The organism is Caenimonas sedimenti (assembly GCF_007833165.1).
GTDB classification, from domain to species: domain Bacteria; phylum Pseudomonadota; class Gammaproteobacteria; order Burkholderiales; family Burkholderiaceae_C; genus Ramlibacter; species Ramlibacter sedimenti.
This window is the reverse complement of the sequence record NZ_VOBQ01000002.1, coordinates 319,494-340,852: the sequence shown is the minus strand read 5'-3', so window position 1 is coordinate 340,852 and position 21,359 is coordinate 319,494. Positions and strand designations below refer to the sequence as shown.

The 21,359-nt window shown below is 69.6% G+C and carries 25 protein-coding genes; 13 read left to right on the top strand and 12 right to left on the bottom strand.

Translation table 11 applies throughout. The features are described 5' to 3' along the window. Positions 1–58 precede the first annotated feature (58 nt). Complete coding sequence (locus FN976_RS02675) at positions 59–214, bottom strand: hypothetical protein (protein ID WP_186510730.1); 156 nt, start codon at positions 212–214, stop codon at positions 59–61. Positions 215–355: 141 nt separating this feature from the next. Continuing rightward, positions 356–739, bottom strand: coding sequence for a response regulator (locus FN976_RS02670; RefSeq protein WP_145890676.1), 384 nt, complete (start codon positions 737–739; stop codon positions 356–358). Positions 740–866: 127 nt separating this feature from the next. Between FN976_RS02670 and miaA the strand changes: the two genes are divergently transcribed. Together miaA and FN976_RS02660 are read left to right on the top strand one after the other, a co-directional pair. Beyond that, positions 867–1,805 carry a tRNA (adenosine(37)-N6)-dimethylallyltransferase MiaA gene (gene miaA / locus FN976_RS02665; protein ID WP_145890674.1) on the top strand — a complete coding sequence of 313 codons (939 nt, stop codon included), beginning with the start codon at positions 867–869 and terminating at the stop codon, positions 1,803–1,805. Further along, positions 1,802–2,446, top strand: a complete 645-nt coding sequence (locus FN976_RS02660; RefSeq protein WP_432417839.1) for an ABC transporter ATP-binding protein — start codon at positions 1,802–1,804, stop codon at positions 2,444–2,446. The genes miaA and FN976_RS02660 overlap by 4 nt, the downstream gene beginning before the upstream one ends. A gap of 5 nt (positions 2,447–2,451) precedes the next feature. On the opposite strand, the gene FN976_RS02655 is transcribed toward FN976_RS02660, so the two are convergent. Next, positions 2,452–2,703 carry a hypothetical protein gene (locus tag FN976_RS02655; RefSeq protein WP_145890672.1) on the bottom strand — a complete coding sequence of 84 codons (252 nt, stop codon included), beginning with the start codon at positions 2,701–2,703 and terminating at the stop codon, positions 2,452–2,454. A gap of 198 nt (positions 2,704–2,901) precedes the next feature. Here FN976_RS02655 and FN976_RS02650 point away from each other — a divergent pair, with 198 nt between their 5' ends. After that, positions 2,902–3,378, top strand: a complete 477-nt coding sequence (locus FN976_RS02650) for a hemerythrin domain-containing protein (RefSeq protein ID WP_145890670.1) — start codon at positions 2,902–2,904, stop codon at positions 3,376–3,378. On the opposite strand, the gene FN976_RS02645 is transcribed toward FN976_RS02650, so the two are convergent. Then, positions 3,375–4,121 carry a GNAT family N-acetyltransferase gene (locus FN976_RS02645; protein WP_255440055.1) on the bottom strand — a complete coding sequence of 249 codons (747 nt, stop codon included), beginning with the start codon at positions 4,119–4,121 and terminating at the stop codon, positions 3,375–3,377. The genes FN976_RS02650 and FN976_RS02645 overlap by 4 nt on opposite strands. Positions 4,122–4,156: 35 nt before the next feature. Between FN976_RS02645 and FN976_RS02640 the strand changes: the two genes are divergently transcribed. The 3 genes from FN976_RS02640 to FN976_RS02630 are packed head-to-tail and all read left to right on the top strand — an operon-like array spanning position 4,157 to position 9,552. Beyond that, on the top strand, positions 4,157–6,673 hold the full coding sequence (locus FN976_RS02640; RefSeq protein WP_145890668.1) for an ABC transporter permease: 2,517 nt from the start codon (positions 4,157–4,159) through the stop codon (positions 6,671–6,673). Further along, positions 6,667–7,731, top strand: a complete 1,065-nt coding sequence (locus tag FN976_RS02635; protein WP_432417842.1) for a lipocalin-like domain-containing protein — start codon at positions 6,667–6,669, stop codon at positions 7,729–7,731. The genes FN976_RS02640 and FN976_RS02635 overlap by 7 nt, the downstream gene beginning before the upstream one ends. A 57-nt stretch (positions 7,732–7,788) precedes the next feature. Next, entirely contained in the window at positions 7,789–9,552 is a 1,764-nt protein-coding gene (locus tag FN976_RS02630) for an ABC transporter transmembrane domain-containing protein (RefSeq protein WP_145890665.1), read from the top strand. Positions 9,553–9,681: 129 nt separating this feature from the next. On the opposite strand, the gene FN976_RS02625 is transcribed toward FN976_RS02630, so the two are convergent. Together FN976_RS02625 and orn are read right to left on the bottom strand one after the other, a co-directional pair. Beyond that, positions 9,682–11,202 (bottom strand): DEAD/DEAH box helicase, encoded by a 1,521-nt coding sequence (locus FN976_RS02625; RefSeq protein WP_255440054.1) that lies wholly within the window; start codon positions 11,200–11,202, stop codon positions 9,682–9,684. Between the two features lie 223 nt (positions 11,203–11,425). Next, positions 11,426–12,010: an oligoribonuclease gene (orn, locus tag FN976_RS02620; protein ID WP_145890661.1), complete on the bottom strand. Its 585-nt coding sequence runs from the start codon at positions 12,008–12,010 to the stop codon at positions 11,426–11,428. A gap of 35 nt (positions 12,011–12,045) precedes the next feature. Between orn and FN976_RS02615 the strand changes: the two genes are divergently transcribed. The 4 genes from FN976_RS02615 to trxC are packed head-to-tail and all read left to right on the top strand — an operon-like array spanning position 12,046 to position 15,023. Continuing rightward, positions 12,046–13,314, top strand: coding sequence for a M48 family metallopeptidase (locus FN976_RS02615; RefSeq protein ID WP_145890659.1), 1,269 nt, complete (start codon positions 12,046–12,048; stop codon positions 13,312–13,314). After that, positions 13,311–13,610, top strand: a complete 300-nt coding sequence (locus FN976_RS02610) for a 4a-hydroxytetrahydrobiopterin dehydratase (protein WP_145890657.1) — start codon at positions 13,311–13,313, stop codon at positions 13,608–13,610. The genes FN976_RS02615 and FN976_RS02610 overlap by 4 nt, the downstream gene beginning before the upstream one ends. Then, on the top strand, positions 13,603–14,520 hold the full coding sequence (rsgA, locus tag FN976_RS02605; RefSeq protein ID WP_145890655.1) for a ribosome small subunit-dependent GTPase A: 918 nt from the start codon (positions 13,603–13,605) through the stop codon (positions 14,518–14,520). Before FN976_RS02610 ends, rsgA begins: the two co-directional genes overlap by 8 nt. A gap of 47 nt (positions 14,521–14,567) precedes the next feature. Further along, positions 14,568–15,023: a thioredoxin TrxC gene (trxC, locus tag FN976_RS02600; RefSeq protein ID WP_145890653.1), complete on the top strand. Its 456-nt coding sequence runs from the start codon at positions 14,568–14,570 to the stop codon at positions 15,021–15,023. Positions 15,024–15,035: 12 nt separating this feature from the next. Here the strand turns inward: trxC and FN976_RS02595 are convergent, their stop codons facing one another. From FN976_RS02595 to rpsP, 6 genes are all read right to left on the bottom strand, one after another. Further along, positions 15,036–16,034 carry a CobD/CbiB family protein gene (locus FN976_RS02595; protein ID WP_145890652.1) on the bottom strand — a complete coding sequence of 333 codons (999 nt, stop codon included), beginning with the start codon at positions 16,032–16,034 and terminating at the stop codon, positions 15,036–15,038. A 61-nt stretch (positions 16,035–16,095) separates the two neighbouring features. Next, positions 16,096–16,803: a CoA pyrophosphatase gene (locus FN976_RS02590; protein WP_145890651.1), complete on the bottom strand. Its 708-nt coding sequence runs from the start codon at positions 16,801–16,803 to the stop codon at positions 16,096–16,098. A gap of 73 nt (positions 16,804–16,876) precedes the next feature. Further along, positions 16,877–17,278 carry a 50S ribosomal protein L19 gene (gene rplS / locus FN976_RS02585; RefSeq protein ID WP_145890650.1) on the bottom strand — a complete coding sequence of 134 codons (402 nt, stop codon included), beginning with the start codon at positions 17,276–17,278 and terminating at the stop codon, positions 16,877–16,879. A 124-nt stretch (positions 17,279–17,402) separates the two neighbouring features. Beyond that, complete coding sequence (trmD, locus tag FN976_RS02580) at positions 17,403–18,146, bottom strand: tRNA (guanosine(37)-N1)-methyltransferase TrmD (protein ID WP_145890649.1); 744 nt, start codon at positions 18,144–18,146, stop codon at positions 17,403–17,405. A gap of 8 nt (positions 18,147–18,154) precedes the next feature. Next, the gene (gene rimM / locus FN976_RS02575) at positions 18,155–18,757 is read right to left on the bottom strand and encodes a ribosome maturation factor RimM (RefSeq protein WP_145890648.1); all 603 of its coding nucleotides are present in this window, start codon (positions 18,755–18,757) and stop codon (positions 18,155–18,157) included. Positions 18,758–18,764: 7 nt separating this feature from the next. Next, positions 18,765–19,037 (bottom strand): 30S ribosomal protein S16, encoded by a 273-nt coding sequence (gene rpsP / locus FN976_RS02570; protein ID WP_145890647.1) that lies wholly within the window; start codon positions 19,035–19,037, stop codon positions 18,765–18,767. A 143-nt stretch (positions 19,038–19,180) separates the two neighbouring features. Between rpsP and FN976_RS02565 the strand changes: the two genes are divergently transcribed. Genes FN976_RS02565 through FN976_RS02555 form a run of 3 tightly spaced genes read left to right on the top strand, consistent with a single transcriptional unit; the run spans position 19,181 to position 20,672 of the window. Next, positions 19,181–19,711, top strand: a complete 531-nt coding sequence (locus FN976_RS02565) for a GNAT family N-acetyltransferase (RefSeq protein ID WP_145890646.1) — start codon at positions 19,181–19,183, stop codon at positions 19,709–19,711. Next, positions 19,708–20,154 carry an NINE protein gene (locus FN976_RS02560; RefSeq protein WP_145890645.1) on the top strand — a complete coding sequence of 149 codons (447 nt, stop codon included), beginning with the start codon at positions 19,708–19,710 and terminating at the stop codon, positions 20,152–20,154. Before FN976_RS02565 ends, FN976_RS02560 begins: the two co-directional genes overlap by 4 nt. Next, positions 20,151–20,672, top strand: a complete 522-nt coding sequence (locus FN976_RS02555; RefSeq protein ID WP_145890644.1) for a GNAT family N-acetyltransferase — start codon at positions 20,151–20,153, stop codon at positions 20,670–20,672. The genes FN976_RS02560 and FN976_RS02555 overlap by 4 nt, the downstream gene beginning before the upstream one ends. Positions 20,673–21,359: the final 687 nt, after the last annotated feature.

Genomic DNA, 21,359 nt, shown 5'->3' with positions numbered 1-21,359 from the left:
CCCGCGCGGGTGCTCGCGCGCTGCGGGATTGTATGCAGGCTAGCCCGCGTTATGCAGGCTAGCCCGCGTGCTCGTCGCGCGAAACCTGGTCCGCCGACGGGTGCCCGGCTTGTCCTTGCTGCTGGCCGGATGATGGCTCGTCGCGCTGCGCACTGCCATGCCGGGCGGCGAGCTTCTTCAGCTCGCGGTCCAGCAGATTCTTGCGAACGGCCATGGGCACCGATTCCGTCGCCCACGATCCCTTGCCGTCTTCATCCGGCCCACGGCCAGATTCATTGGAGTTCATCCACGAATGGTCCCATTGCCGTACCTGGTGGGGTGTAGGAATGGTCGGAAGTTGCTGTAGTTCAGCCGGTCAGGGGCCCGAATTCTCCCGGGCGGTGAGGTCCGCGCACCAGGCAATGAATTCCTGCGGTTCGTTCTTGTCGAAGACCGCGTCGGCGCCGAGCGCCAGGCAGTGCGCGCGCACCCCCGGGCTCGCATAGCTGCTGAAGACGGCGACCTTGCCGGCCAGCGGATCCTCCTTGCAGCGGCGGATCACCTCCAGGCCCGCTCCCTGGTCCAGGACGAGGTCGATCACGGCCAGGTCCCATTGGCCCTTGTGGTCCTCGAGCCAGAGCTTGGCTTCGGCCTCGGTGCTGACGGTCGCCACCACGACACCGCCGATGGAGTTGAAAAGATCGCGCAGCAACCCGTGCATGCGCAGCATGTCTTCCACGAGGAATACCCGCAGTTCCACAGCGCCTCCCAGGCAAAACAGCTCTGCGCGGATTGTCCGCCGCAGCGCGCCGCGACGGGTGCCATTGCAACCAATTGCTCACCCCTTGCCCCGGTTCGCTTCCGCGTGCTCTGCTACCCTCGGCCGCATGCCGCGCCCTGCCGCCCCCGTCACCATCGCGCTGGCCGGCCCCACGGCCAGCGGCAAGAGCGCAGCGGCCCTGGCCCTGGCGCAGGCGCTGCAGGCCGAGATCATCAGCGTCGACTCCGCTCTGGTGTACCGCGGGATGGACGTCGGCACGGCCAAGCCGACCGCGGCCGAACGCGCCACCGTGCCCCACCACCTGCTGGACATTCGCGACCCGCGCGACGCTTACAGCGCCGCCGAGTTCGCGGCCGACGCCCGGCGCCTGACGGCGGAGATCGTCGCGCGGGGGCGCAGCGTGCTGCTGGTCGGCGGCACGATGCTGTACTTCAAGGCGCTGTTCGACGGGCTGGCCGCCATGCCCCCGGCGGATCCGGAACTGCGCGCCGCCATCGAGGCGGAAGCGGCGGCGGCCGGCTGGCCCGCCCTGCACCGCCGATTGGCCGAGGTGGACGCGGTCACCGCCGCGCGGCTGGCGCCCAACGATGCACAGCGCATCCAGCGCGCATTGGAGGTGTTCCGGGCGACCGGCCGACCGCTGTCCAGCTTCCATGCCGATCAGGACCGGTGCGCAGGCTGGAGGCCGACCCGGTTCTTCTCCCTGGAGCCCGCCGACCGCGGCTGGCTGCACGCGCGGATCGCACAGCGTTTCGACGCCATGCTGGCCGCCGGCTTCCTGGACGAGGTGCGGGCGCTGCGCGCACGCGGCGACCTGCACGCCGACCTGCCCAGCATGCGGTGCGTGGGCTACCGGCAGGCCTGGGAAGCTCTGGAAAGGAACACCCCCACCGAGGTGTTGCGCGAACAAGGCATCGCGGCGACCCGCCAGCTGGCCAAGCGGCAACTGACCTGGCTGCGTGGCATGCCGCAGCGCGAGGTGATCGCGTGTGACGCGCCCGACGCCCAGGCCCGGCTGTTGCGCGCCGCGGAGATCGCCACGTGATCGTTTCCGTGCGCGGCCTCACCAAGCGCTACGGCGAGGTTCCGGTCTTCCGCGACGTTTCACTCGACGTGGCGGCCGGGGAGTTCGTCGCGATCGTGGGTGAATCGGGCGTCGGCAAGTCCACCCTGCTCAACTGCATGGCGGGGCTCGACCAGTGGGATGCCGGTTCCGTGACGGTGGCCGGCAACAACCTGGCCGATCTGGACGACGATGCGCGCGCCTTGCTGCGCAGGGAGAAGCTCGGCTTCGTGTTCCAGGCCTTCCACGTGCTGCCGCACCTGGACGTCGCCCAGAACGTCGGGTTGCCGCTGCTGCTCCTGAAGCGTCCGGACCCGGGCCGCGTGGCCCAAGTCCTGGCCGAGGTCGGCCTCGATGGACTGGCGGCGCGGCTGCCGCAGGAATTGAGCGGCGGCCAGTTGCAGCGGGTGGCCATCGCGCGCGCCCTGGTCCACCGGCCGCGCCTGCTGCTGGCCGACGAGCCGACAGGCAACCTCGACCCAGGCACGGCCACGCGCGTGCTCGACGTGCTGCACGACCAGGCCCGCGCGAGCGGCGCCGCGCTGGTCCTCGTCACGCACTCGGCCGCCGCCGCCGGGCGCGCGGACCGCATCCTGCAACTGCGCGAGGACGGCGTGGCGTAGCTCTTTCAGGCCGACCGTTTGGCCTGCTCCAGCAGCTCCGTGACCTCCTCGAGTTCCTCCGATGCCTGCCGGACCTTGCGCTCGACTTCGGCGTTCTGGTCCATCGCCCAGGCAATGTCCCCCTGCTCCTTCACGTCCTCCGGGATGTCGCGCTCCAGCGCGCCTTGCGCGAGGCCCAATTCCGCGCTGGCGAGTTCGAGTTCGCGCTGGACGTGCTCGGCCTTGTCGCGCGCAGTGTCGATCGGGGAAGAAATCATGGGTCGCTCCGTGATGGGACGGCGGCCAGCTTAACGGGCGGCCCCGAGCCTCTGCAGTCAGGCAACCGCCCGCAACGCGGGGCGCGGAATCCGCCGCCGCGATGTCGGCATCCGCCGCATGAGCCAGCCGAATTGCACCTACATGCCATGGGAAGCGCCTGCCGGGATCATCGATGCATCACAACCCAAGGAGAAACCATGGCAGCCCGCGCTGAAAAAGACGCTTGCGACCTGTTGGACGCCGATCACAAGGCCGTCAAGAAGATGTTCAAGGAATACGAGGAACTGATGGGCTCGCGCGCCCGCAGTACCGCGCAGAAGAAGAAAGAGCTGGCCCAGCAGATCTGCCATGAGCTGACGGTGCACGCCCAGATCGAGGAGGAAATCTTCTACCCCGCCCTGCGCGAAGTGCTCAAGGACACGGACATGCTGGCGGAAGCCGAGGTGGAGCACCAGTCCGCCAAGGACCTGATCGCGCAGATCGAGGGCATGGGCGAGCCGGACGAGATGTTCGATGCCAAGGTCAAGGTGCTGGGCGAGTACATCGACCACCACGTGAAGGAAGAGCGCAACGAGATCTTCACCAAGGCCCGCGCGGCCAGGAAGCTCGACCTGATCGCCATGCGCGACGAACTCGCGGCCCGCAAGGAAGAACTGATGGGGGCGATGGCTTAAACCTGGGGCCGTTGCCAGTAGGTGTAGCTCCACGCCGACGTGAAGCCGCGCCTGCGGTAGAGCGCCTGGGCCGCGGTGTTCTCCGCCTCCACCTGCAGGAAAAGGCGCGAGATGCCGCGTGACCGCGCCTGCGCCTCCAGGGCCGCGAGGATCGCCTGCGCGAACCCCCGGCCCCGCCAGGCCGGCGCGGTGCGCATGCCGTGGATGCCGCACCAGCCGTGGCTGAAGCACGCGGAGCCGACGGCCACCGTCTGGCCGTCCACCACCGCCCGCGCGAAAACCGCTGCCCGCGCACGGCGCAGGATCGCGACGCGGCTGGCGCCGTCGACCGGATCGAACCCCTCCCCGAGAAAGACGCCGGCCCAGGCGTCATCCGGTGTCATGTTGACGTGGACATGGGCATGGGATGCCGGTGCCGCGGCACCCGAAGCGGCGGCCACCTGGACCAGCGTCGGCTTGGCGGGCGCGAAACCGTCCGCGCGCAAGTGCGTGCGAACCGGTTCGAAGGCGCCGCCGTCCGGGATCCGCAGGACGGGCTTGAACCCGGCCCGTGCATAGCGGGCTTCGATCTCCGGGATGACCTCGAGGTCGGGCGCGTCGTGGCCCAGGGGCACCGCGCTGTGCGCGCGTCCCACTGTCCCCTTGTCGAGCCCCAGGAGCCACCCCGGCAATTCTTCCGTGCGCTCCGGGGGCACTGCCGCCAGGGTGGCCCGCTCGATCGCCTCGATGTCGTTCATCGCCATCCGGCCATTCTGCCTGGGAGCGGCACAATGGCCGCATGCTCGCCTTGCTGGCCACCTTCTCGCTGCGGGAGCTGCGCCACCATCCCTGGCGCAACGCCACCGCGGTGCTGGCCGTCATGCTGGGGGTGGCGCTGGCGTTTTCGGTCCACCTGATCAACGCCTCGGCGCTGAGCGAGTTCTCGATCGCCGCCCGTTCCGCGGGGGGCCAGCCAGATCTGGAACTGCGCGCCGTCCAGGGCGGATTCGACGAATCCTTGTACGCGCGCGCCGCGGCGCATCCGGCCGTCGCGCTGGCCAGCCCCGTGCTCGAACTGCAGACCGTGGCGGAAACCGCCGATGGCCGGCGCCGGACGGTTCGCGTCATCGGCCTCGATGCCCTCGTCGCCGGGGCCATCGCGCCCAGCCTGATGCCGGTCCCGGCGGATCCGAATGACCGCCTGGCGGTGCTGGCGCCGGGCGTCGTGTTCATGAATCCGGCGGCCCGGGAAGCCTGGCCGGGCGCGCAGCTGCGGCTGCAGGTCGGCATGCGCATGCAGGTCTTGCGCGTCGCCGGCACGGTCACGGCAGGCGGTGGTCCGCTGGCCGTGATGGACATCGCGGCCGCGCAGGACTTGTTCGGCCGCCTGGGGCAGATCAGCCGCATCGACCTGCGCCTGCGCCCGGGCGCCGATGCCACCGCGCTCCTGCGCGAGCTGCAGCTGCCGCCGGGTGTGCAGGCGGCCTCTCCCGACAGCACCACGCAGCGGGTGGACCAGCTGTCACGGGCCTACCGGGTGAATCTCACCGTGCTGGCGCTCGTGGCCCTGTTCACGGGGGCCTTCCTGGTGTTCTCGGTGCTGGCGCTGAGCGTGGCGCGGCGCGCGCGCCAGTTCGCCCTGCTCGGGGTCCTGGGCCTCACGGCGCGGCAGCGGCTCGCGCTGGTGCTGGCCGAATCCGCCTTGCTGGGCGTCGTGGGCAGTGCCCTGGGCGTGGCGCTCGGGGCCGGCCTGGCAGCCCTGGCCTTGCGCCTGCTGGGCGGGGACCTGGGCGGCGGCTACTTCCCCGGGGTCGAGCCGCGGCTGCAATGGAGCACGGCCGCTGCGCTCGCCTACGGCGCGCTCGGCATCGCCGCCGCGGCCGCCGGGGGCTGGCTGCCGGCGCGCGACGCGGCGCGCCTGCCTCTGGCGCAAACGCTGAAAGGACTGGGCGGGGCGATGCAGGCGGGTGGACGTCCGGCGTTTGGCCTCCTCGCCATCGCCGCCGGCGCCGCCCTGGTCTTGCTGCCGCCCATCGCGGGCATCCCGTTGGGCGCCTATGTGTCGGTGGGCCTGCTGCTGCTGGGCGGCATCACGGCGCTGCCGTTCGCCGTCAGCCTGCTCTATGACCGCCTGGCGCCGTTCGTGGCCAGGCGGCTGCTGCCCTTGCTGGCGGTGGAGCGCGCGCGCCGCGTGCGCGAGAGCGCGGCGGTCGCCGTGAGCGGCGTCGTCGCGGCCCTCGGCCTGGCTGTGGCGTTGACCGTGATGGTGGCGAGCTTCCGGCATTCGGTCGACGACTGGCTCGACGTGCTGCTCCCGGCGGATCTTTACCTGCGCACATCGACCAGCACCGCGGCGGGAGAAGCCGCCTTCCTCACGCCCGCGTTCCTCCAGGCCGTGGCCGGCGTGCCGGGCGTGCGACGGGTGACGAGCCAGCGGGTGCGTGCGCTGGCCCTGGATCCCGCGCGCCCCAGCGTCACGCTGCTGGCCCGCACGGTCGAGGACGCGGCCAGGACGCTGCCGCTGGTGGGGCCGCCCCTGCCCGTGCCAGCCGGCCAGGTGGGCATCTACGTGAGCGAGGCCATGGTGGATCTGTACGGGGCCCGTCCTGGCGCTGCGCTGCCTCTGCTGGTACCCGCGCTCGGCCCCTCGACCTGGTTCGTCGCGGGCATCTGGCGCGACTACGCGCGGCAGTCCGGCGCCATCGTCATCGACAGGGCGGACTACGTGCGGCTGACGGGCGACGAGCGCGTGAATGACGCGCAGCTCTGGCTGGCGCCTGGCGCGAGCGCTGAGGTTGTGCTGCAGCGCCTGCGTGAACTGGCGCAGCGCGAAGCCGGCAGCGCGGACCGCATCGAACTGGCCTCGGCCACCGAGATCCGGGCCTTGTCGCTGCGCATCTTCGACCGCAGTTTCGCGGTCACCTACTGGTTGCAGGCCGTCGCCATCGGCATCGGCCTGTTCGGCGTCGCCGCGAGTTTCAGCGCGCAGGTGCTGGCCCGGCGCAAGGAGTTCGGGCTGCTCGCGCACCTCGGGCTGACGCGCCGCCAGATCCTGGCCGTCGTCGCCGGCGAAGGCGCCGCCTGGACGCTGATCGGCGCCGCGGCCGGCCTCGCGCTCGGCCTCGCCGTGGCGGTGGTGCTGGTGCACGTCGTCAACCCGCAAAGCTTCCACTGGACCATGGACCTGCTCGTTCCGTGGACGCGCCTGCTCGTCCTCGCGGCCGGCGTGATCCTGGCGGGCACCGTGACGGCATGGCTGGCGGGCCGAGCCGCTGCGGGGCGCGATGCCGTGCTGGCCGTGAAGGAAGACTGGTGATCGCGCGGCGCCCGTTCATCGGCGCCCTGGGCGCCCTCCCGGCCCTGTTGTGGAACGGCGAAGCCGCGGCACTGCCGGAGCGGCGCCTCGCCTTCCCGCGCGACCACGGCGCCCACCCCGAGCTGCGCACCGAGTGGTGGTACATCACGGGGCATGCCTCCGCGGGCGAGCGCCGCTTCGGCTTCCAGGTGACCTTCTTCCGCTCGCGCGTCGACGCCACCAAGGACCTGGGCTCCGCCTTCGCCGCGAAACAGCTGCTGTTCGCGCATGCCGCGCTCACCGACGTGCAGGGGCGCAAGCTCTGGCACGACCAGCGGATCGCGCGCCAGGGCTTCAGCATCGCGGAGGCCGCGCTCGACGACGCCGTGCTGCGCCTGCGCGACTGGTCGCTGGAGCGCAGGGGCGACACCTGGCACGCGAGCCTGCCGGCGGCCGGTTTCCGCATCGAAGTCGACTGCACACCGACGCAGCCCGTACTGCTGCAGGGACGCAGCGGCCTGTCCCGCAAGGGCCCGCAGCCGGAACAGGCGAGCTACTACTACAGCCTGCCGCAACTGGCGGCGCGGGCCCGCATCCGCCTGCAAGGAAGCGAAGTCGCAGCCACGGGGCGTGCCTGGCTGGACCACGAGTGGAGCGAGGCGCTGATGCACCCCGAGGCCGTGGGCTGGGACTGGATCGGCATGAACCTGGACGACGGCAGCGCGCTGACCGCCTTCCGGCTGCGGCGCAAGGACGGGACCGGGCTGTGGGACGGCGGCTCATTCCGCAGCGCCAAGGGCGACCTCTACATCGCGAGCCAGGGCGAGACCGAGTTCAAGGCGCAACGGCGCTGGACCAGCCCGCTGTCGGGCGCCACCTATCCGGTGGAATGGATCGTGCGCACCCCCGCCGACTTCTACACGGTGCGCGCCGTGATCGACAACCAGGAACTGGACAGCCGCGCGTCGACCGGCGCCATCTATTGGGAAGGCCTGGCCGACCTCATCGACAGCAACGGACGGCCGGTGGGACGCGGCTACCTCGAGATGACCGGCTACGCGCAGCGCCTGCGCATTTGAGCCGGGGCTTGCGCTGGCTCAGTTCTTCTCGCGAACAGCGTGACTACACTGCGTCGCATGCCTGCCCCGCCGCCATCGCCCAAGTCCATCTCGGGCCTGCTGCCCTTTCTCGTGCCCTATCGCGGGCGCATCGCCGCCGCCTGCCTGTTCCTGCTGCTCGCCGCGGTGGCAACGCTGGCCTTCCCCATCGCCGTGCGCGGCCTGGTCGACGGTGGGCTGGGCGCGCAGCCGGGAGAACGGCTGCTGGCGGTGCGCGAGTACTTCCTGGCCCTGTTCGGCGTCGCCGTCGCGCTGGGCCTGTTCAGTGCCGCGCGCTTCTACATGGTCAGCTGGCTGGGCGAACGCGTGACGGCGGACCTGCGCAATGCGGTCTATGCGCACGTGCTGCAACAGAGCCCGGAATTCTTCGAGACCACGCAGACCGGCGAAGTGCTCTCCCGCCTGACCACCGACACGACGCTGGTGCAGACCGTGGTCGGTTCGTCTTTCTCGCTCGGCCTGCGCAACCTCGTGATGGGCCTGGGGGCCCTGGGCATGCTGGTGTTCACGCACCCGTACGTGATGACGCAGGTCCTGCTGGTGGTCCTGCTGGTGGTGCTGCCTGCGATGTGGTTCGGCCGGCGCGTGCGGCGCCTCTCACGCGCCAGCCAGGACCGGGTGGCGGACTCGAGCGCGATCGCCGCGGAGGTGCTGAATGCGATTCCCGTGGTGCAAAGCTACGCCGCCGAAGGGCGCGAGGCGGCGCGCTTCGACAACGCGACCGAGAACGCTTTCCAGACCGGCATCCGGCGCACGCGCGCCCGGGCCGCCCTGGTGGCTTTCGTCATCATCGCCAACGCGGGGCTGATGCTGTGGGGGCTGTACCAGGGCACGCAGGCGGTGCTGGGCGGTCGCATGACCGCAGGGGAACTCGGGCAGGCCGCCCTGTATGTGGCGATCTTCGCCGGCGCGGTGGCCGTGCTGGGCGAGGTCTACGGCGACCTGCTGCGCGCCGCCGGCGCGACGGAACGGCTGATGGAACTGCTCGCCGCGCGCTCGCCCGTGACTTCGCCCGCGCAGCCCGTCGTGGCACCGCCGGTGGGCGAAGGAAGCACCGTGGTGTTCTCCGGCGTGCGCTTCCACTACCCGTCGCGTCCGGCGACGCCTGCGCTGGCCGAGTTCGACCTGGCGATCCAGGCGGGCGAAACGGTGGCTCTCGTGGGACCCAGCGGCGCCGGCAAGACGACGGTGTTCCAGCTGCTCTTGCGCTTCTACGATCCCGGCGCGGGCGGCATCACCCTCGATGGAGTGCCCACGAACACCTGGGCCCTGGGTGACCTGCGTGGGCGCATCGGGCTGGTGCCGCAGGAAGCGGTGATCTTCTCGGCCTCGGCGATGGACAACATCCGCTATGGCCGGCCCGGTGCCAGCGATGACGAAGTGATGGCCGCCGCGCGCGGCGCCTTCGCCGACGATTTCCTGCGCGCGTTGCCCGAAGGCTATGACACCTTCCTCGGCGAACGCGGCGTGCGGCTCTCGGGCGGCCAGCGCCAGCGCATTGCCATCGCGCGAGCCATGCTGAAGAACCCGCCCCTGTTGCTGCTGGACGAAGCGACCAGCGCCCTGGACGCCGAAAGCGAGCGGATGGTGCAGGCGGCGCTGGAGTCCGCGATGCGCGGGCGGACCACGCTGGTGATCGCGCACCGGCTGGCGACGGTGCAGCAGGCGGATCGCATCGTGGTGCTGGACCATGGCCGCATCGTCGAACAGGGACGCCACGACGAGCTGATGGCCGCGGGCGGCGTCTATGCGCGGCTGGCGGCGTTGCAATTCATGGATTGAGGATCGCAAGCTGGGGTTCGCCTGCGGGCTCACCGCCAGCCTACGTCCCAGACGCACAAAAACCGCCCGAAGGCGGCTTTTCGTAGGCTGGGGTGAGCGCGAAGCCGAACCCCAGCTAGTGCTTGCGTGTCAGTTCGCCGGACGCGGGCGCCGAGCGCCGCCATCACGCGACTTCGAACCGAAGCCGGTGTGCTTGCCGTAGCCGGGGCTGCGCTCGCCGAAACCGGCATTGCGCTCGCCGCCGAAACCGCCGCGGTCGCCACCGAAGCCACCACGGTCGCCCGGGCGGCCGCCGCCACCGTGGCGCGGCTTGCCGGCGAAGCCGGTGCGGGCCGGCGGCGCGGGCCGCTGCTTCGGCTCCAGGCCGGGGATCACTTCGGCGTTGAAGCGCTGCTTGCTGTACGCCTCGATGTCGCCGATCTTGCGGCGGTCGCGGAACTCGGCGAACGTGACGGCCAGGCCGTCGCGGCCAGCACGGCCGGTGCGGCCGATGCGGTGCGTGTAGTCCTCGCTCTTCATCGGCAGGCCGAAGTTGAACACGTGCGTGATCGTGGGCACGTCGATGCCGCGGGCGGCGACGTCGGTGGCCACCAGGATCTGCACCTGGCCCTGGCGCAGCGCCATCAGGCGGCGATTGCGCAGCGCCTGCGGCAGCGCGCCGTGCAGCGCCACGGCCGCGAAGCCGCTCTGCTGCAGGTCGGTGGCGAGGCCGTCGCACTCGATCTGGGTGCTGGCGAACACGATCGCCTGGTCGATGCCGGCGTCACGCAGCCAGTGGTCGAGCAGCATGCGCTTGTGCTGGGGGTTGTCGGCCCAGAACAGCACCTGCTTGATGTTGGCGTGCTTCTCTTGCGGCGAATCGACCTGGATGTGGCGCGGCTTGCGCATCACGCGGCCAGCGAGCTGCTGGACGCGCGGCGCGAAGGTGGCGCTGAACATCATGGTCTGGCGGCGTTGCGCCGTGAGGTTGTGCACCTCGGCCAGGTCGTCGGCGAAGCCGAGGTCCAGCATGCGGTCGGCTTCGTCCACGACGAGGAACTGCACCTTGTCCAGCTTGATCTGGCCCGAGCGTTGCAGGTCCAGGAGGCGGCCCGGCGTCGCGACGACGAGGTCGGCGTTCTGCAGGCGCGCGAGCTGCATCTGGTACGGCATGCCGCCCACCACGTTGGCGATGCGCAGGCCCTTGCAATGCTGCACCAGGCCGATGGCGTCGTGCGCCACCTGCTGCGCGAGTTCGCGCGTGGGGCACAGCACCAGCGCGCCGGGTTCGGCGGGCTTGAAGTGGCGCGTGTTGACCGGGTTGCGGCGGGCGCGCTTGGCGGGCGCTTCACCGCGGGCCACGGCGTCGGCATAGGCTTGTTCTTCGGCGGCCTCGGCTTCGGCTTGCTGCTTCAGCAGCGTGTGCAGCACCGGCAGCAGGAAGGCCGCGGTCTTGCCGCTGCCCGTCTGGCTGGAGACCATCAGGTCGTTGAAGGCGGCCTGGCCGGCGCTCTCGGCCTGGGCCATGGCCAGGCTGATGCACTGCGTCTGCACGGGCATGGGTTGCGTGTAGCCCAGGTCGGCCACGGCGGCCAGCAGTTGGGGGTCGAGGCCGAGCGCGGCGAAGCCGTTGGTCGTCTCCGCCGTCGGGAGGGTGATTTCTTCAGTCATGAGTAGGTCCACGCGGCGCGCCCAGGGCGGGAACGCCGTCATTCGAATGGTTGTTGAACATCAACCATTCCAACGACAGGACAGGCCGGACTCTTTCGAATCCTTGGCCCGCGGCCCGATATCTGTGGGCCAGTGCGAGAAGGCGATGCGCGAAAAAGCTGCGGTCAGTTCCGCAGCAAGCCCACGATTATGGCATGTTTGGGTAAACCCTGCCCACCGGCTGTCAGGCGAGCCTCAGGAAGTGCTCGCGGTAATGCACGAGCTCGTCGATGGACTCGTGCACGTCGGCCAGCGCGGTGTGCAGCTGCCGCTTCTTGAAATTCGCATGCACTTCGGGGCGCCAGCGCTTGGCCAACTCCTTGAGCGTGCTCACGTCGAGGTTGCGGTAGTGGAAGTAGCTTTCCAGCTTCGGCATGTACTTGACCAGGAAGCGGCGGTCCTGGCCGATGCTGTTGCCGCACATCGGGCTGGCCTGCTTCGGAACGTACTTGGCCATGAACTCCAGGATCTGCTCTTCGGCCTGGGCTTCGGTGATCGTGGACGCCCGCACCTTGTCGGTGAGCCCGCTCTTGCCGTGGGTGCCCGTGTTCCAGGCGTCCATCAGGGCCAGTTGGGCGTCGCTCTGGTGGATGGCCAGCACCGGGCCCTCGATGCGGGGCTCCAGATTGGGGCCGGTGACGATCACGGCGATCTCGATGAGCCGGTCGCGCTCCGGTTCCAGGCCCGTCATCTCGCAGTCGATCCACACCAGGTTCTGGTCATTGCGGGCCAGCACGGCCGCGGTTGCTTGAACAATCGGTTCTTCCATCTGGGAATTGTCGCTGATGGCCTAACATCGGAGGAATGTCCGCTTCCTCTCTGCTGACCTTCGCGTTCGCCGTATTCCTGCTGGCGAGCCTGGTGGTGAAATTCTGGCTGGCCACGCGCCAGGTGCGGCACGTGGCTTCGCATCGCGCGGCTGTGCCCCCGGCTTTCGCCGAAAAGATCTCCCTCGCCGCGCACCAGAAAGCCGCCGACTACACCGTGGCCAAGGGCCGCTTCGGCTTGCTGGAGACTGCATTCAGCACCGCCGTGCTGCTCGGCTGGACACTGCTGGGCGGTCTCGACGCGCTCAATCAGGCGTTGATGGCATGGCTGGGTCCGGGCATGGTGCAGCAGCTCGCGCTGCTGGGCGCTTTCATCGCCATCGGCGGGCTGCTGGGCCTGCCCTTCTCGCTGTACCAGACCTTCGTGATCGAGGAACGCTTCGGTTTCAACAAGATGACCTGGAAGCTGTGGCTCAGCGATTTCGCAAAGTCCACCGCCATCGGCATCGCCATCGGCCTGCCGATCGCGGCGACCATCCTCTGGCTCATGGGCGCGGCCGGCGCCAATTGGTGGGTGTGGGCCTGGGCCTTCTGGATGGGCGTGAACCTGCTGGCCATGGTGGTCTACCCCATGGTCATCGCGCCGATGTTCAACAAGTTCGAGCCGCTCGAAGATGAAACGCTCAAGTCCCGGATCACGGCGCTGATGCAGCGCTGCGGCTTCCGCGCCAAGGGGCTGTTCGTCATGGACGGCAGCAAGCGCAGCGCGCATGCCAACGCCTACTTCACCGGCTTCGGCGCGGCCAAGCGCGTGGTGTTCTTCGACACCCTGCTGAAGAAGCTCTCCGCGGACGAGGTCGACGCCGTGCTGGCCCACGAACTGGGACACTTCAAGCATCGCCACCTGGTCAAGATGATCGCCGTGCTCTTCGCTTTCAGCTTCGCGGGCTTCGCGCTGCTCGGCTGGCTGGCGGCGCAACCCTGGTTCTACACAGGGCTGGGCGTGCGGCCGAACATGACGGGGCCGAACGACGCGCTGGCCTTGATGCTCTTCCTGCTGGCGGTGCCGGTCTTCAGCTTCTTCATCTCGCCGCTGATGGCGCAGCTCTCGCGTCGCCACGAGTTCGAGGCCGATGCGTTCGCGGCGAGCCAGACCAATGGCCAGGACCTGGGAACCGCGCTGCTGAAGCTGTATGAAGACAACGCGTCCACGCTCACGCCCGACCCGGTCTTCGTCAAGTTCTACTATTCGCATCCGCCGGCGTCTGAACGGTTGGCACGGCTCAGCCCGGGAGTGCCGGCGTGACAGTGCGCGCCTTGAAGCCCACCGAGATCGTCCAGCGCCTGAGCGCGCTGACCGGCTGGCAGTTGACCGGCGACGGCGCGGACGTTGCCATCGAGAAAACCTTCCGCTTCGACAATTACTACAAGACCATGGCCTTCGTGAACGCGCTGGCCTTCATCGCCCACGGCATGGACCACCACCCCGATTTGTCCGTGCACTACAACCGGTGCGTGGTTCGCTTCAGCACCCACGACGTGCAGGGCCTGTCGGACAACGACTTCACCGCCGCCGCCCGCGCGGACGCCCTCGTTGGCTGACGCCGGCAGCCTCCCCGGCCTGGTGGTGGCCAGCCACGGGCGCCACTGCCTGGTGGAAACGGCGGATGGCAAGCGGCAGCGCTGCCATGCGCGCGGCAAGCGCAACGAGACGGTCGTGGGCGACCGCGTGACTTGGCGCGTCTCCGGGGACGAGGGCGTGGTCGAACGCGTCGAAGAGCGCCGCAACCTTTTCTACCGGCAGGACGAGATCCGCACCAAGTCGTTCGCGGCGAATCTCGACCAGGTACTGGTGCTGATCGCGGCCGAACCGGAGTTCTCCGAGTCGCAACTGGCCCGCGCGCTGATCGCCGCCGAGGCCGCCGGCATCAGCCCGCTGATCGCGCTGAACAAGAGCGACCTGGTGGAGCCGTTCGAAAGGGCTTGGCAACGCCTGCTGCCCTACCATGCCATGGGTTACGGCGTGCTGCCGTTGTCGCTGCGCCTGTCCGGCGAGGTCGACCACGACCATCTCATGACGCACTTGCGCGGCAAGACGACGCTGGTGCTCGGCCCTTCGGGCGCGGGCAAGAGCACGCTCATCAACCTGCTGGTGCCGGAGGCGCGCGCGCTGACCGGCGAGATCTCGCAGGCGCTGAACTCGGGCAAGCACACAACGACGGCCACCACCTGGTACTGGGTGGATGAAGAACGCAGCACCGCCTTGATCGATTCGCCCGGCTTCCAGGAATTTGGCTTGCAGCACATCGACCGGATGCAGCTGGCCGGGCTGATGCCGGATCTGCGCAAACACGCGGACCACTGCAAATTCCACAATTGCACGCACTTGCACGAGCCCGGCTGCGGCGTCCTGGATGCGGTGCGCGACGAAGGCCCGCAAGCCATCCAGCCCAACCGTTACCGGATCTACCAGACGCTGTTCGAGGAACTGTCCGCTCCTCCCAGATATTGAGTTCGCGCCGCTCTTGACCCAGGCGTTTTCGCCCTCAGTTTCGCGGGATGACCGAACCGCTGCACGTCGTCTGCCCGCACTGCAACACGACCAATCGGGTCCAGGCGGGTGACCTGGCCAAATCGCCCGATTGCGGCAGCTGCCATGGCCAGCTGTTCACGGGCACGCCGGTGAACCTCGATGCGGCCGGGTTCGAACGCCAGCTGGCGCGCAGCCAGCTGCCCCTGCTCGTCGATTTCTGGGCGCCGTGGTGCGGCCCCTGCCGCCAGATGGCGCCGGCCTACGAGCAGGCCGCGGCGCAGCTGGAGCCGCGCGTCCGCGTGGCAAAGCTCAACACCGATGAAGCCCAGGGCATTGGCGCGCGGCTGAACATCCGCAGCATCCCGACGCTGGCGCTTTTCATCGGCGGGCAGGAGGTCGCGCGGCAGGCCGGCGCGATGGGCGCGGCGGACATCGTGCGCTGGACCCAGTCCCAGCTCGCACGTGCGCGCGCTTCCGCCTGAAGGCCCTGCGCGCTAGCCCAGCAGCCGCGCCAGCGTGAGCAGCGCCAGCAGCACCATCCACAGCACGACCGAGCGCCACACCAAGCCGACCACGCTGCGCAGGTGCGCCACTTCCGCCTCGCGGCCGGGCGTGCTCGCCGTGTCCACCGGCGGTTCCGGCCCCAGTCCGGCGGTGCGGAAGGTCTGCGACGTGTCCGGTACGAAAGCCGGCTTCAAGGCCTCGCCGCCCAGCCGCACGTTCACGGCCCCGGAGGTCGCGGCCAGGATCACGCCGTCGTTGTCGTTGGGGAATCGCTGGGCGTGCGTGCGCCAGCAGTCGATGGCTTCCTCGAAGCTGCCGACCACGGCGAAAGCGATGGCCGTGATGCGGGCGGGCAACCAGTCGACCACGCTCCATGCGCCCGCCGCCGCCCGTTGCAGCGCCTCGCTGGCCGGTTGGGCGGCGGTGTTGTTGCGATGCTTCCAGTAGCGCGCCACGAATTCGGACATGCGGTAGAACACCGCGCCGGCCGGCCCCAGGCCCAGCGCCGCCAGGATGGAGAACCAGGCCAGCACGCCGAACACGTGGCGGTGCGCGGCCAGCACCGAATACTCGATGACGTGGCGCACGATTTCGCTGCGCGGCAGTTCGCTGGCATCCACCTGCTGCCACTGGGCCAGCAGTTCGCGCGCGCGGCCCTCGTCGCCGGTGTCCAGCGCATCGCGGATGGCAGTGAAGTGGTGGCTGAATTGGCGGAACCCGAGCGTCAGGTACAGCACCAGCACGTTCCAGAGCACGGCGAACGGCCAGCCGAGGAGCAGCAACAGGGCCCAATAGACCGCGAGCACGCCCACCGAGGGCGCCAGCACCGTCAGCGCCCAGACCACCCAGCCGTGCTGCGGCGCGCCGGCGTCGAAGTTGCGGCTGACCCAGCGCGCCCAGGTCCGCAGGCTCGAATGGATCGTGTTGTGCGGGCCGAGGGGCCGCACCTGTTCGATCAGCAGCGCGAACAGGATCGCGAAGAAGGACATGGGGGGATGATAGGGGCAGAGGCCCCGTCCGCACCCGTGTGCTCATCCCTCGAACAGGGGATCAGGCCGCCAGGAACCGGTAGAAGTTGCGCAGCATGGCGGCCGTCGCGCCCCAGATGAAGCGTTCGTTGCTGCCGTCCATGTAAGGCATGGAGAACCATTCCCGCCGGGAACCGGCGTACTCGAAGGCGTGGCGCCGGTGGTGCGCCGGGTTCATCAGGAAGTCGAGCGGCACCTCGAAGGCGTCGGCGACCTCGTATTCGTTGATCTTCAGGCGGTAGCCCGGGTCGACCAGGGCGACGACCGGCGTCACGAAGAAGCTGGTGCCGGTGGTGTAGACCGGCATCTGGCCGAGGACTTCGGTCATGCCGCGCTCCAGCCCGATCTCCTCGTGGGCTTCCCGCAGCGCCGTGTCGGCCTCGTCCACATCGGTGTCGTCACGCTTGCCGCCAGGGAAGGCGACCTGTCCCGAGTGGGTGGACAGGTGCGTGCTCCGCTCGGTCAGGATGACCATCGGACGCTCGCGCATGACGATGGGCACCAGCACGGAGGCATGCGCGGGTTCACGCTCCATGAACTTGCGTTCCGCCCAGATTTCCGGCTCCCACGCCGGCGGCAGCGCGAACCGCTGCCGCAGCGCACCCGGCGCCAGCTGCTCGCCGGCCACGGGCGGCAGATGGCCGTCCACCCCGATCACCGGCACGACGCGCGGATCGAAATTGGGCAGCTTGGACAGCGGCGTCTGGGGCGTTGGGTCGATGGGGGGCATGCTGGCCTTCAAAACAAAAAACCGCCGCGAGGCACAAGGCCGGCGGCGGCTTTCGCGTGAAGCGCAGGGCGCTTTACTGGGCGGCCTCGGCAGCCTTCGCGGCCTTCTGCGGCTTCTGGCTGTGGGCCAGCTTTTCCTTGATGCGGGCCGACTTGCCGCTGCGCTCGCGCAGGTAGTACAGCTTGGCGCGGCGGACGTCGCCGCGGCGCTTGACTTCGATGCCGGCGATCAGCGGGCTGTAGGTCTGGAACGTGCGCTCCACGCCTTCGCCGCTGGAGATCTTGCGCACGGTGAAGCCGCTGTTCAGGCCGCGGTTGCGCTTGGCGATGACCACGCCTTCGTAGGCCTGCACACGCTTGCGGGTGCCTTCGACGACGTTCACGCTGACGATCACCGTGTCGCCGGGGGCGAATTCGGGGATCTTCTTGCCCAGGCGGGCGATTTCCTCTTGCTCGAGGGTCTGGATCAGGTTCATGGTTTCCTCGTCGATCGTGCCCGCGCTACGCTGGAAATGGTCCTGCTTCGCTGGGTGGCCACCCGACGCATGCATCGGTGGCCGGCGGCTTGGACGGCCGGGCAGAGGATCGGAAAGCCCGTGATTATAGCTTGGCCAGGAAAGCCTCGTCGGCGGGCGCCAGCCGGCCGGCCGCGCGGGCGGCCGCGATCAGCTCCGGGCGTCGCCGCGCCGTGATCTCGAGCCGGCGCTCGCGGCGCCAGCGCTCGATCTGGGCGTGATGCCCGGAGAGCAGCTGGGCCGGGGCGGAAACGCCGCGCCAGACTTCGGGCCGGGTGTAGTGAGGGCAATCCAGCAAGCCGTCGAGCGCCGGGTTGAAGCTGTCTTCCTGGTGGCTGCCGGCGTCGTTGAGCACGCCGGGCTGGAGCCGGGCAACGGCGTCCAGCAGTGCCATCGCGGGAATTTCACCACCGGACAGCACGAAATCGCCCAGGCTCAGCTGCACGTCGACGTGGCGGTCGATGAAGCGCTGGTCGATGCCCTCGTAGCGGCCGCAGACAAGGATGGCCCCCGCGCTCGCCGACCATTGCGCCACGCCGGCGTGGTCCAGCTTGTCGCCGACCGGCGAGAACAGCACCACGGGGGCAGCGTCGGCCCGCTCGCCCTGGACGGCTTCCAGGCAGACCGCCAGCGGTTCGGCCAGCATCACCATGCCGGGGCCGCCGCCGAACGGGCGGTCATCGATGCGCCGGTAGTTGCCTTCGGCGAAATCGCGCAGATTCCACAGGCGCACGTCGACCAGTTTCGATTCGAAGGCAAGCCGCGTGACGCCGGCCGCCAGGAAGGGCGCGAACAGCTCGGGAAACAGGGTGATGACGTCGAAGCGCATGGGCGCGCTCAGTAGTCAGGCTGCCAGTCGACCGTGATGCGGCGCGCCTGCAGGTCGACCGTGTCGACGTAGGCGGCCACGAACGGGATCATGCGTTCCACCGGCTCGGCGCCCTCTTCCTGCTCCAGCACCAGCACGCTGTTCGGGCCGGTCGCCATCAGGTCCTTGACGCGCCCGAGCATCAGGCCCTCGCGATTGACGACGTCGAGGCCGAGCAGGTCGACCCAGTAATACTCGTCGATGGAGGCGGTGGGGAAGCTGGAACGCGGCACGAAGACGCGCGCACCCTTGAGCATTTCGGCCGCCGCGCGGTCTTCGATGCCGTCGGCGCGGGCCACCACGGAGTCGGAATGTTCCTTGGCCTCGCGCACGCGCAGCAGCACCGCCCCGGAAAAGGTCGCAAGACCTCTTTCCGTCGGCAGCAGGAACCAGCGTTTGGAAGAAAACAGCGCCTGCGGGTCGGCGCTGTGGGGCAGGACCTTGAACCAGCCCTTGATGCCCCAGGCATCGGCGATGCGCCCGATTTCGATCGCGTCCGCGGGAAGTTCCGCGGATTCAATCTCTTGCGGCAGCTTGACTGCTGCTGCCGCCGGACGGCCGGGCGCCGCCATGGAAGGATCAGGCCGCGGCGGTCGCGGCGGCGGGCGCCAGGGCGGCCGCGTCCTTCAGCAGGCGCTCCACCGTGGGGGACGCCTGCGCGCCGACGCCGCGCCAGTAGGTCAGGCGGTCCTGCGCCATGCGCAGCTTTTCCTCGCCTTCCTTGGCGATGGGGTTGTAGAAGCCCAGGCGCTCGATGAAGCGGCCGTCGCGCCGCACGCGCTTGTCCGCGACGACGATGTTGTAGAACGGACGGGCCTTGGAGCCGCCGCGGGAGAGTCGAATGACGACCATGATTTATCCTTCGGGTGGTGTGGGCCGTTCCCGCAAGGAACGCCCCGGAATTCTTCCAGCGTTGAGACACGCGCTTGGCCACCCGGCCAGCAACACGCCGAAAAGCCCACGATTATAGCGTCCTTGCGCATTTGACTACGACCATGGCCACGATCCGCTCCAGCACCGCCGCCGACCTGCCGGCCATCACCGCGATCTACGCCCATCACGTGCTGTACGGCACGGGCACCTTCGAGACCACGCCGCCCAGCGAAGCCGACATGGCAACCCGCCGCGCCGACGTGCTGGGCAAAGGGCTGCCCTACCTGGTGGCCGAGGAAGGCGGCCAGGTGCTGGGCTTCGCCTATTGCCAGTGGTTCAAGCCGCGGCCGGCCTACCGCTTTTCGGCGGAGGATTCGATCTACCTGCACCCCGACGCCGCCGGCAAGGGCGTCGGCAAGCAGTTGCTGGCCGCGCTGGCGGCCGAGGCCGAGTCCGTGGGCATCCGCAAGCTGATCGCCGTCATCGGTGACTCGGGCAATGCCGGCTCGATCGGCGTGCACCGTTCGCTGGGCTTCACGCCGGCCGGGCAGTTCAAGTCCTGCGGCTGGAAGTTCGGCCGCTGGCTCGACATCGTGCTGATGGAAAAGGCGTTGGGGGCGGGCGACAGCGCGCCCCCGCCGGAAGGCGCATGAAAAGCAAGACGACCGCGGCCTGGCTGGCCTTCCTGGGCGGGCCGTTCGGCCTGCACCGCTTCTACCTCTTCGGGTCTGGTGACGCGCTCGCCTGGCTCCTGCCGGTCCCCACGCTGGTGGGGGCCTACGGCGTCCTGCGCATGGGATTCCTCGGGCAGAACGACGGCCTGAGCTGGGTGCTGATCCCCGTGCTTGGCTTCACGATCGCGGGCTGCTGCCTGATGGCGATCGTTTTCGGGCTGAAGACGCGGGCCGAATGGAACACGAGATTCAACCCCGGCGTGGACCCCGAGCACGTGGCCGGCGGCACGCATTGGGGCACGATCGCGGTGGTCGTGATCTCGCTGATGGTGGGGGCGACGGCCCTGCTGAGCGGCATCGCCATCAGCTTCCAGAGCTACTTCGACGATCAGGTCCGCGCGGGCCGGGAGATCAGCCAATGAGCGACGGATTGGAGATTCGCAGCGCCGAGCCGTCGGACGCGGCCGGCATTTCCGCCCTGCTGGGAACCGTCGGCGTGGTGGAAGGCACCCTGCAATTGCCCGATGTGCCCATCGCCTCGCGCATCGAATTCCTGCAGCGCCCGGAGCCCACCGGTTGCCGGCTCGTGGCCGTTGCCGACGGCGCAGTCGTCGGCATGGCCGCGCTGCACCCGGTGCAGGCGAGTTTGCGGCGCAGTCATGTGCGGCTGCTGGCCATCGCGCTCGCCCCCGAATGGCAAGGGCGCGGCGCCGGCCGCCAGCTGCTGGAGCGCCTGCTGGTCTGGGCAGACCAATGGGCGGGTGTGTTGCGCATCGAGCTGAGCGTGCACGCGGACAACGAGCGCGCGATTGCGCTGTATCGCTCGCTGGGCTTCGTCGAAGAGGGGCGCCACCGCGGTTACGCGTTGAAGAATGGGCAGTACGTGGACAGCCTGTCGATGGCGCGGCTGCATCCGCGGCCGCCGGTTTTGCCGTCCTAGCGGCTTGACCCGCAATCCACGGCGGCAGTTTCCTTCCTGCGTTCCTGCGTTCTTCATCCTCGCGGCAACGCCGCACGTGGCCGGGCTGTGGCGCGCTGGCACGGCGTCCGTCGGGCCGCTGCGCAGCCCTACCGGATGCCCTGCGCCGCACGCCCTCGCGGCCCCGCCGCCGAACTCGCTCCGCGCCCTGTGGGCGCTGCGCTCAAACAGCGGCGGCGAGCATGAAACGGTCGCGTGTCTCGATACGCGGCTTTCGCCGCTCTCGTAGACACGCTGGGCCGCGAGGGCGTGCGCCGCAGGCGCCTGGGCCCCTATGCGCGCCACAGCCCGGCCACGCGCGGCGTTGCAGATGCGTTGGGGGTATTCCACTGGTGGCGCGCTCAGGGTGGTGGCGGCAAAGCCGCACGCGGGCGGGCTGTGGCGCGCATAAGGGCCCAGGCGCCTGCGACGGCCGGTCTTGCGGCCCAGCGCGGCTACGAGAGCGGCCCGCAGGGCTGCGTATCAAGCCGTGCGACCGTTTCATGCTCGCGGGCGCTGTCTGAGCGCAGCGCCCGTAGGGCGCGCAACGAGTTCGCCCGCGGGGCCGCATGACCGGACGGCGCAGGGGATTCGGTAGGGCCGCGCGCGGCCCGACGAACGCCGTGCCAGCGCGCCACAGCCCGCCCGCGTGCGGCTTTGCCCACGCGC

Bases quoted from the DNA above. Each gene is read 5' to 3' on its own strand.
- FN976_RS02675 (WP_186510730.1), bottom strand. From the start codon at position 214: ATGGCCGTTCGCAAGAATCTGCTGGACCGCGAGCTGAAGAAGCTCGCC.
- miaA (WP_145890674.1), top strand. From the start codon at position 867: ATGCCGCGCCCTGCCGCCCCCGTCACCATCGCGCTGGCCGGCCCCACG.
- FN976_RS02655 (WP_145890672.1), bottom strand. From the start codon at position 2,703: ATGATTTCTTCCCCGATCGACACTGCGCGCGACAAGGCCGAGCACGTC.
- FN976_RS02650 (WP_145890670.1), top strand. From the start codon at position 2,902: ATGGCAGCCCGCGCTGAAAAAGACGCTTGCGACCTGTTGGACGCCGAT.
- FN976_RS02645 (WP_255440055.1), bottom strand. From the start codon at position 4,121: ATGGCGATGAACGACATCGAGGCGATCGAGCGGGCCACCCTGGCGGCA.
- FN976_RS02640 (WP_145890668.1), top strand. From the start codon at position 4,157: ATGCTCGCCTTGCTGGCCACCTTCTCGCTGCGGGAGCTGCGCCACCAT.
- FN976_RS02630 (WP_145890665.1), top strand. From the start codon at position 7,789: ATGCCTGCCCCGCCGCCATCGCCCAAGTCCATCTCGGGCCTGCTGCCC.
- FN976_RS02625 (WP_255440054.1), bottom strand. From the start codon at position 11,202: ATGACTGAAGAAATCACCCTCCCGACGGCGGAGACGACCAACGGCTTC.
- orn (WP_145890661.1), bottom strand. From the start codon at position 12,010: ATGGAAGAACCGATTGTTCAAGCAACCGCGGCCGTGCTGGCCCGCAAT.
- FN976_RS02615 (WP_145890659.1), top strand. From the start codon at position 12,046: ATGTCCGCTTCCTCTCTGCTGACCTTCGCGTTCGCCGTATTCCTGCTG.
- trxC (WP_145890653.1), top strand. From the start codon at position 14,568: ATGACCGAACCGCTGCACGTCGTCTGCCCGCACTGCAACACGACCAAT.
- FN976_RS02595 (WP_145890652.1), bottom strand. From the start codon at position 16,034: ATGTCCTTCTTCGCGATCCTGTTCGCGCTGCTGATCGAACAGGTGCGG.
- FN976_RS02590 (WP_145890651.1), bottom strand. From the start codon at position 16,803: ATGCCCCCCATCGACCCAACGCCCCAGACGCCGCTGTCCAAGCTGCCC.
- rplS (WP_145890650.1), bottom strand. From the start codon at position 17,278: ATGAACCTGATCCAGACCCTCGAGCAAGAGGAAATCGCCCGCCTGGGC.
- trmD (WP_145890649.1), bottom strand. From the start codon at position 18,146: ATGCGCTTCGACGTCATCACCCTGTTTCCCGAGCTGTTCGCGCCCTTC.
- rimM (WP_145890648.1), bottom strand. From the start codon at position 18,757: ATGGCGGCGCCCGGCCGTCCGGCGGCAGCAGCAGTCAAGCTGCCGCAA.
- rpsP (WP_145890647.1), bottom strand. From the start codon at position 19,037: ATGGTCGTCATTCGACTCTCCCGCGGCGGCTCCAAGGCCCGTCCGTTC.
- FN976_RS02565 (WP_145890646.1), top strand. From the start codon at position 19,181: ATGGCCACGATCCGCTCCAGCACCGCCGCCGACCTGCCGGCCATCACC.
- FN976_RS02560 (WP_145890645.1), top strand. From the start codon at position 19,708: ATGAAAAGCAAGACGACCGCGGCCTGGCTGGCCTTCCTGGGCGGGCCG.
- FN976_RS02555 (WP_145890644.1), top strand. From the start codon at position 20,151: ATGAGCGACGGATTGGAGATTCGCAGCGCCGAGCCGTCGGACGCGGCC.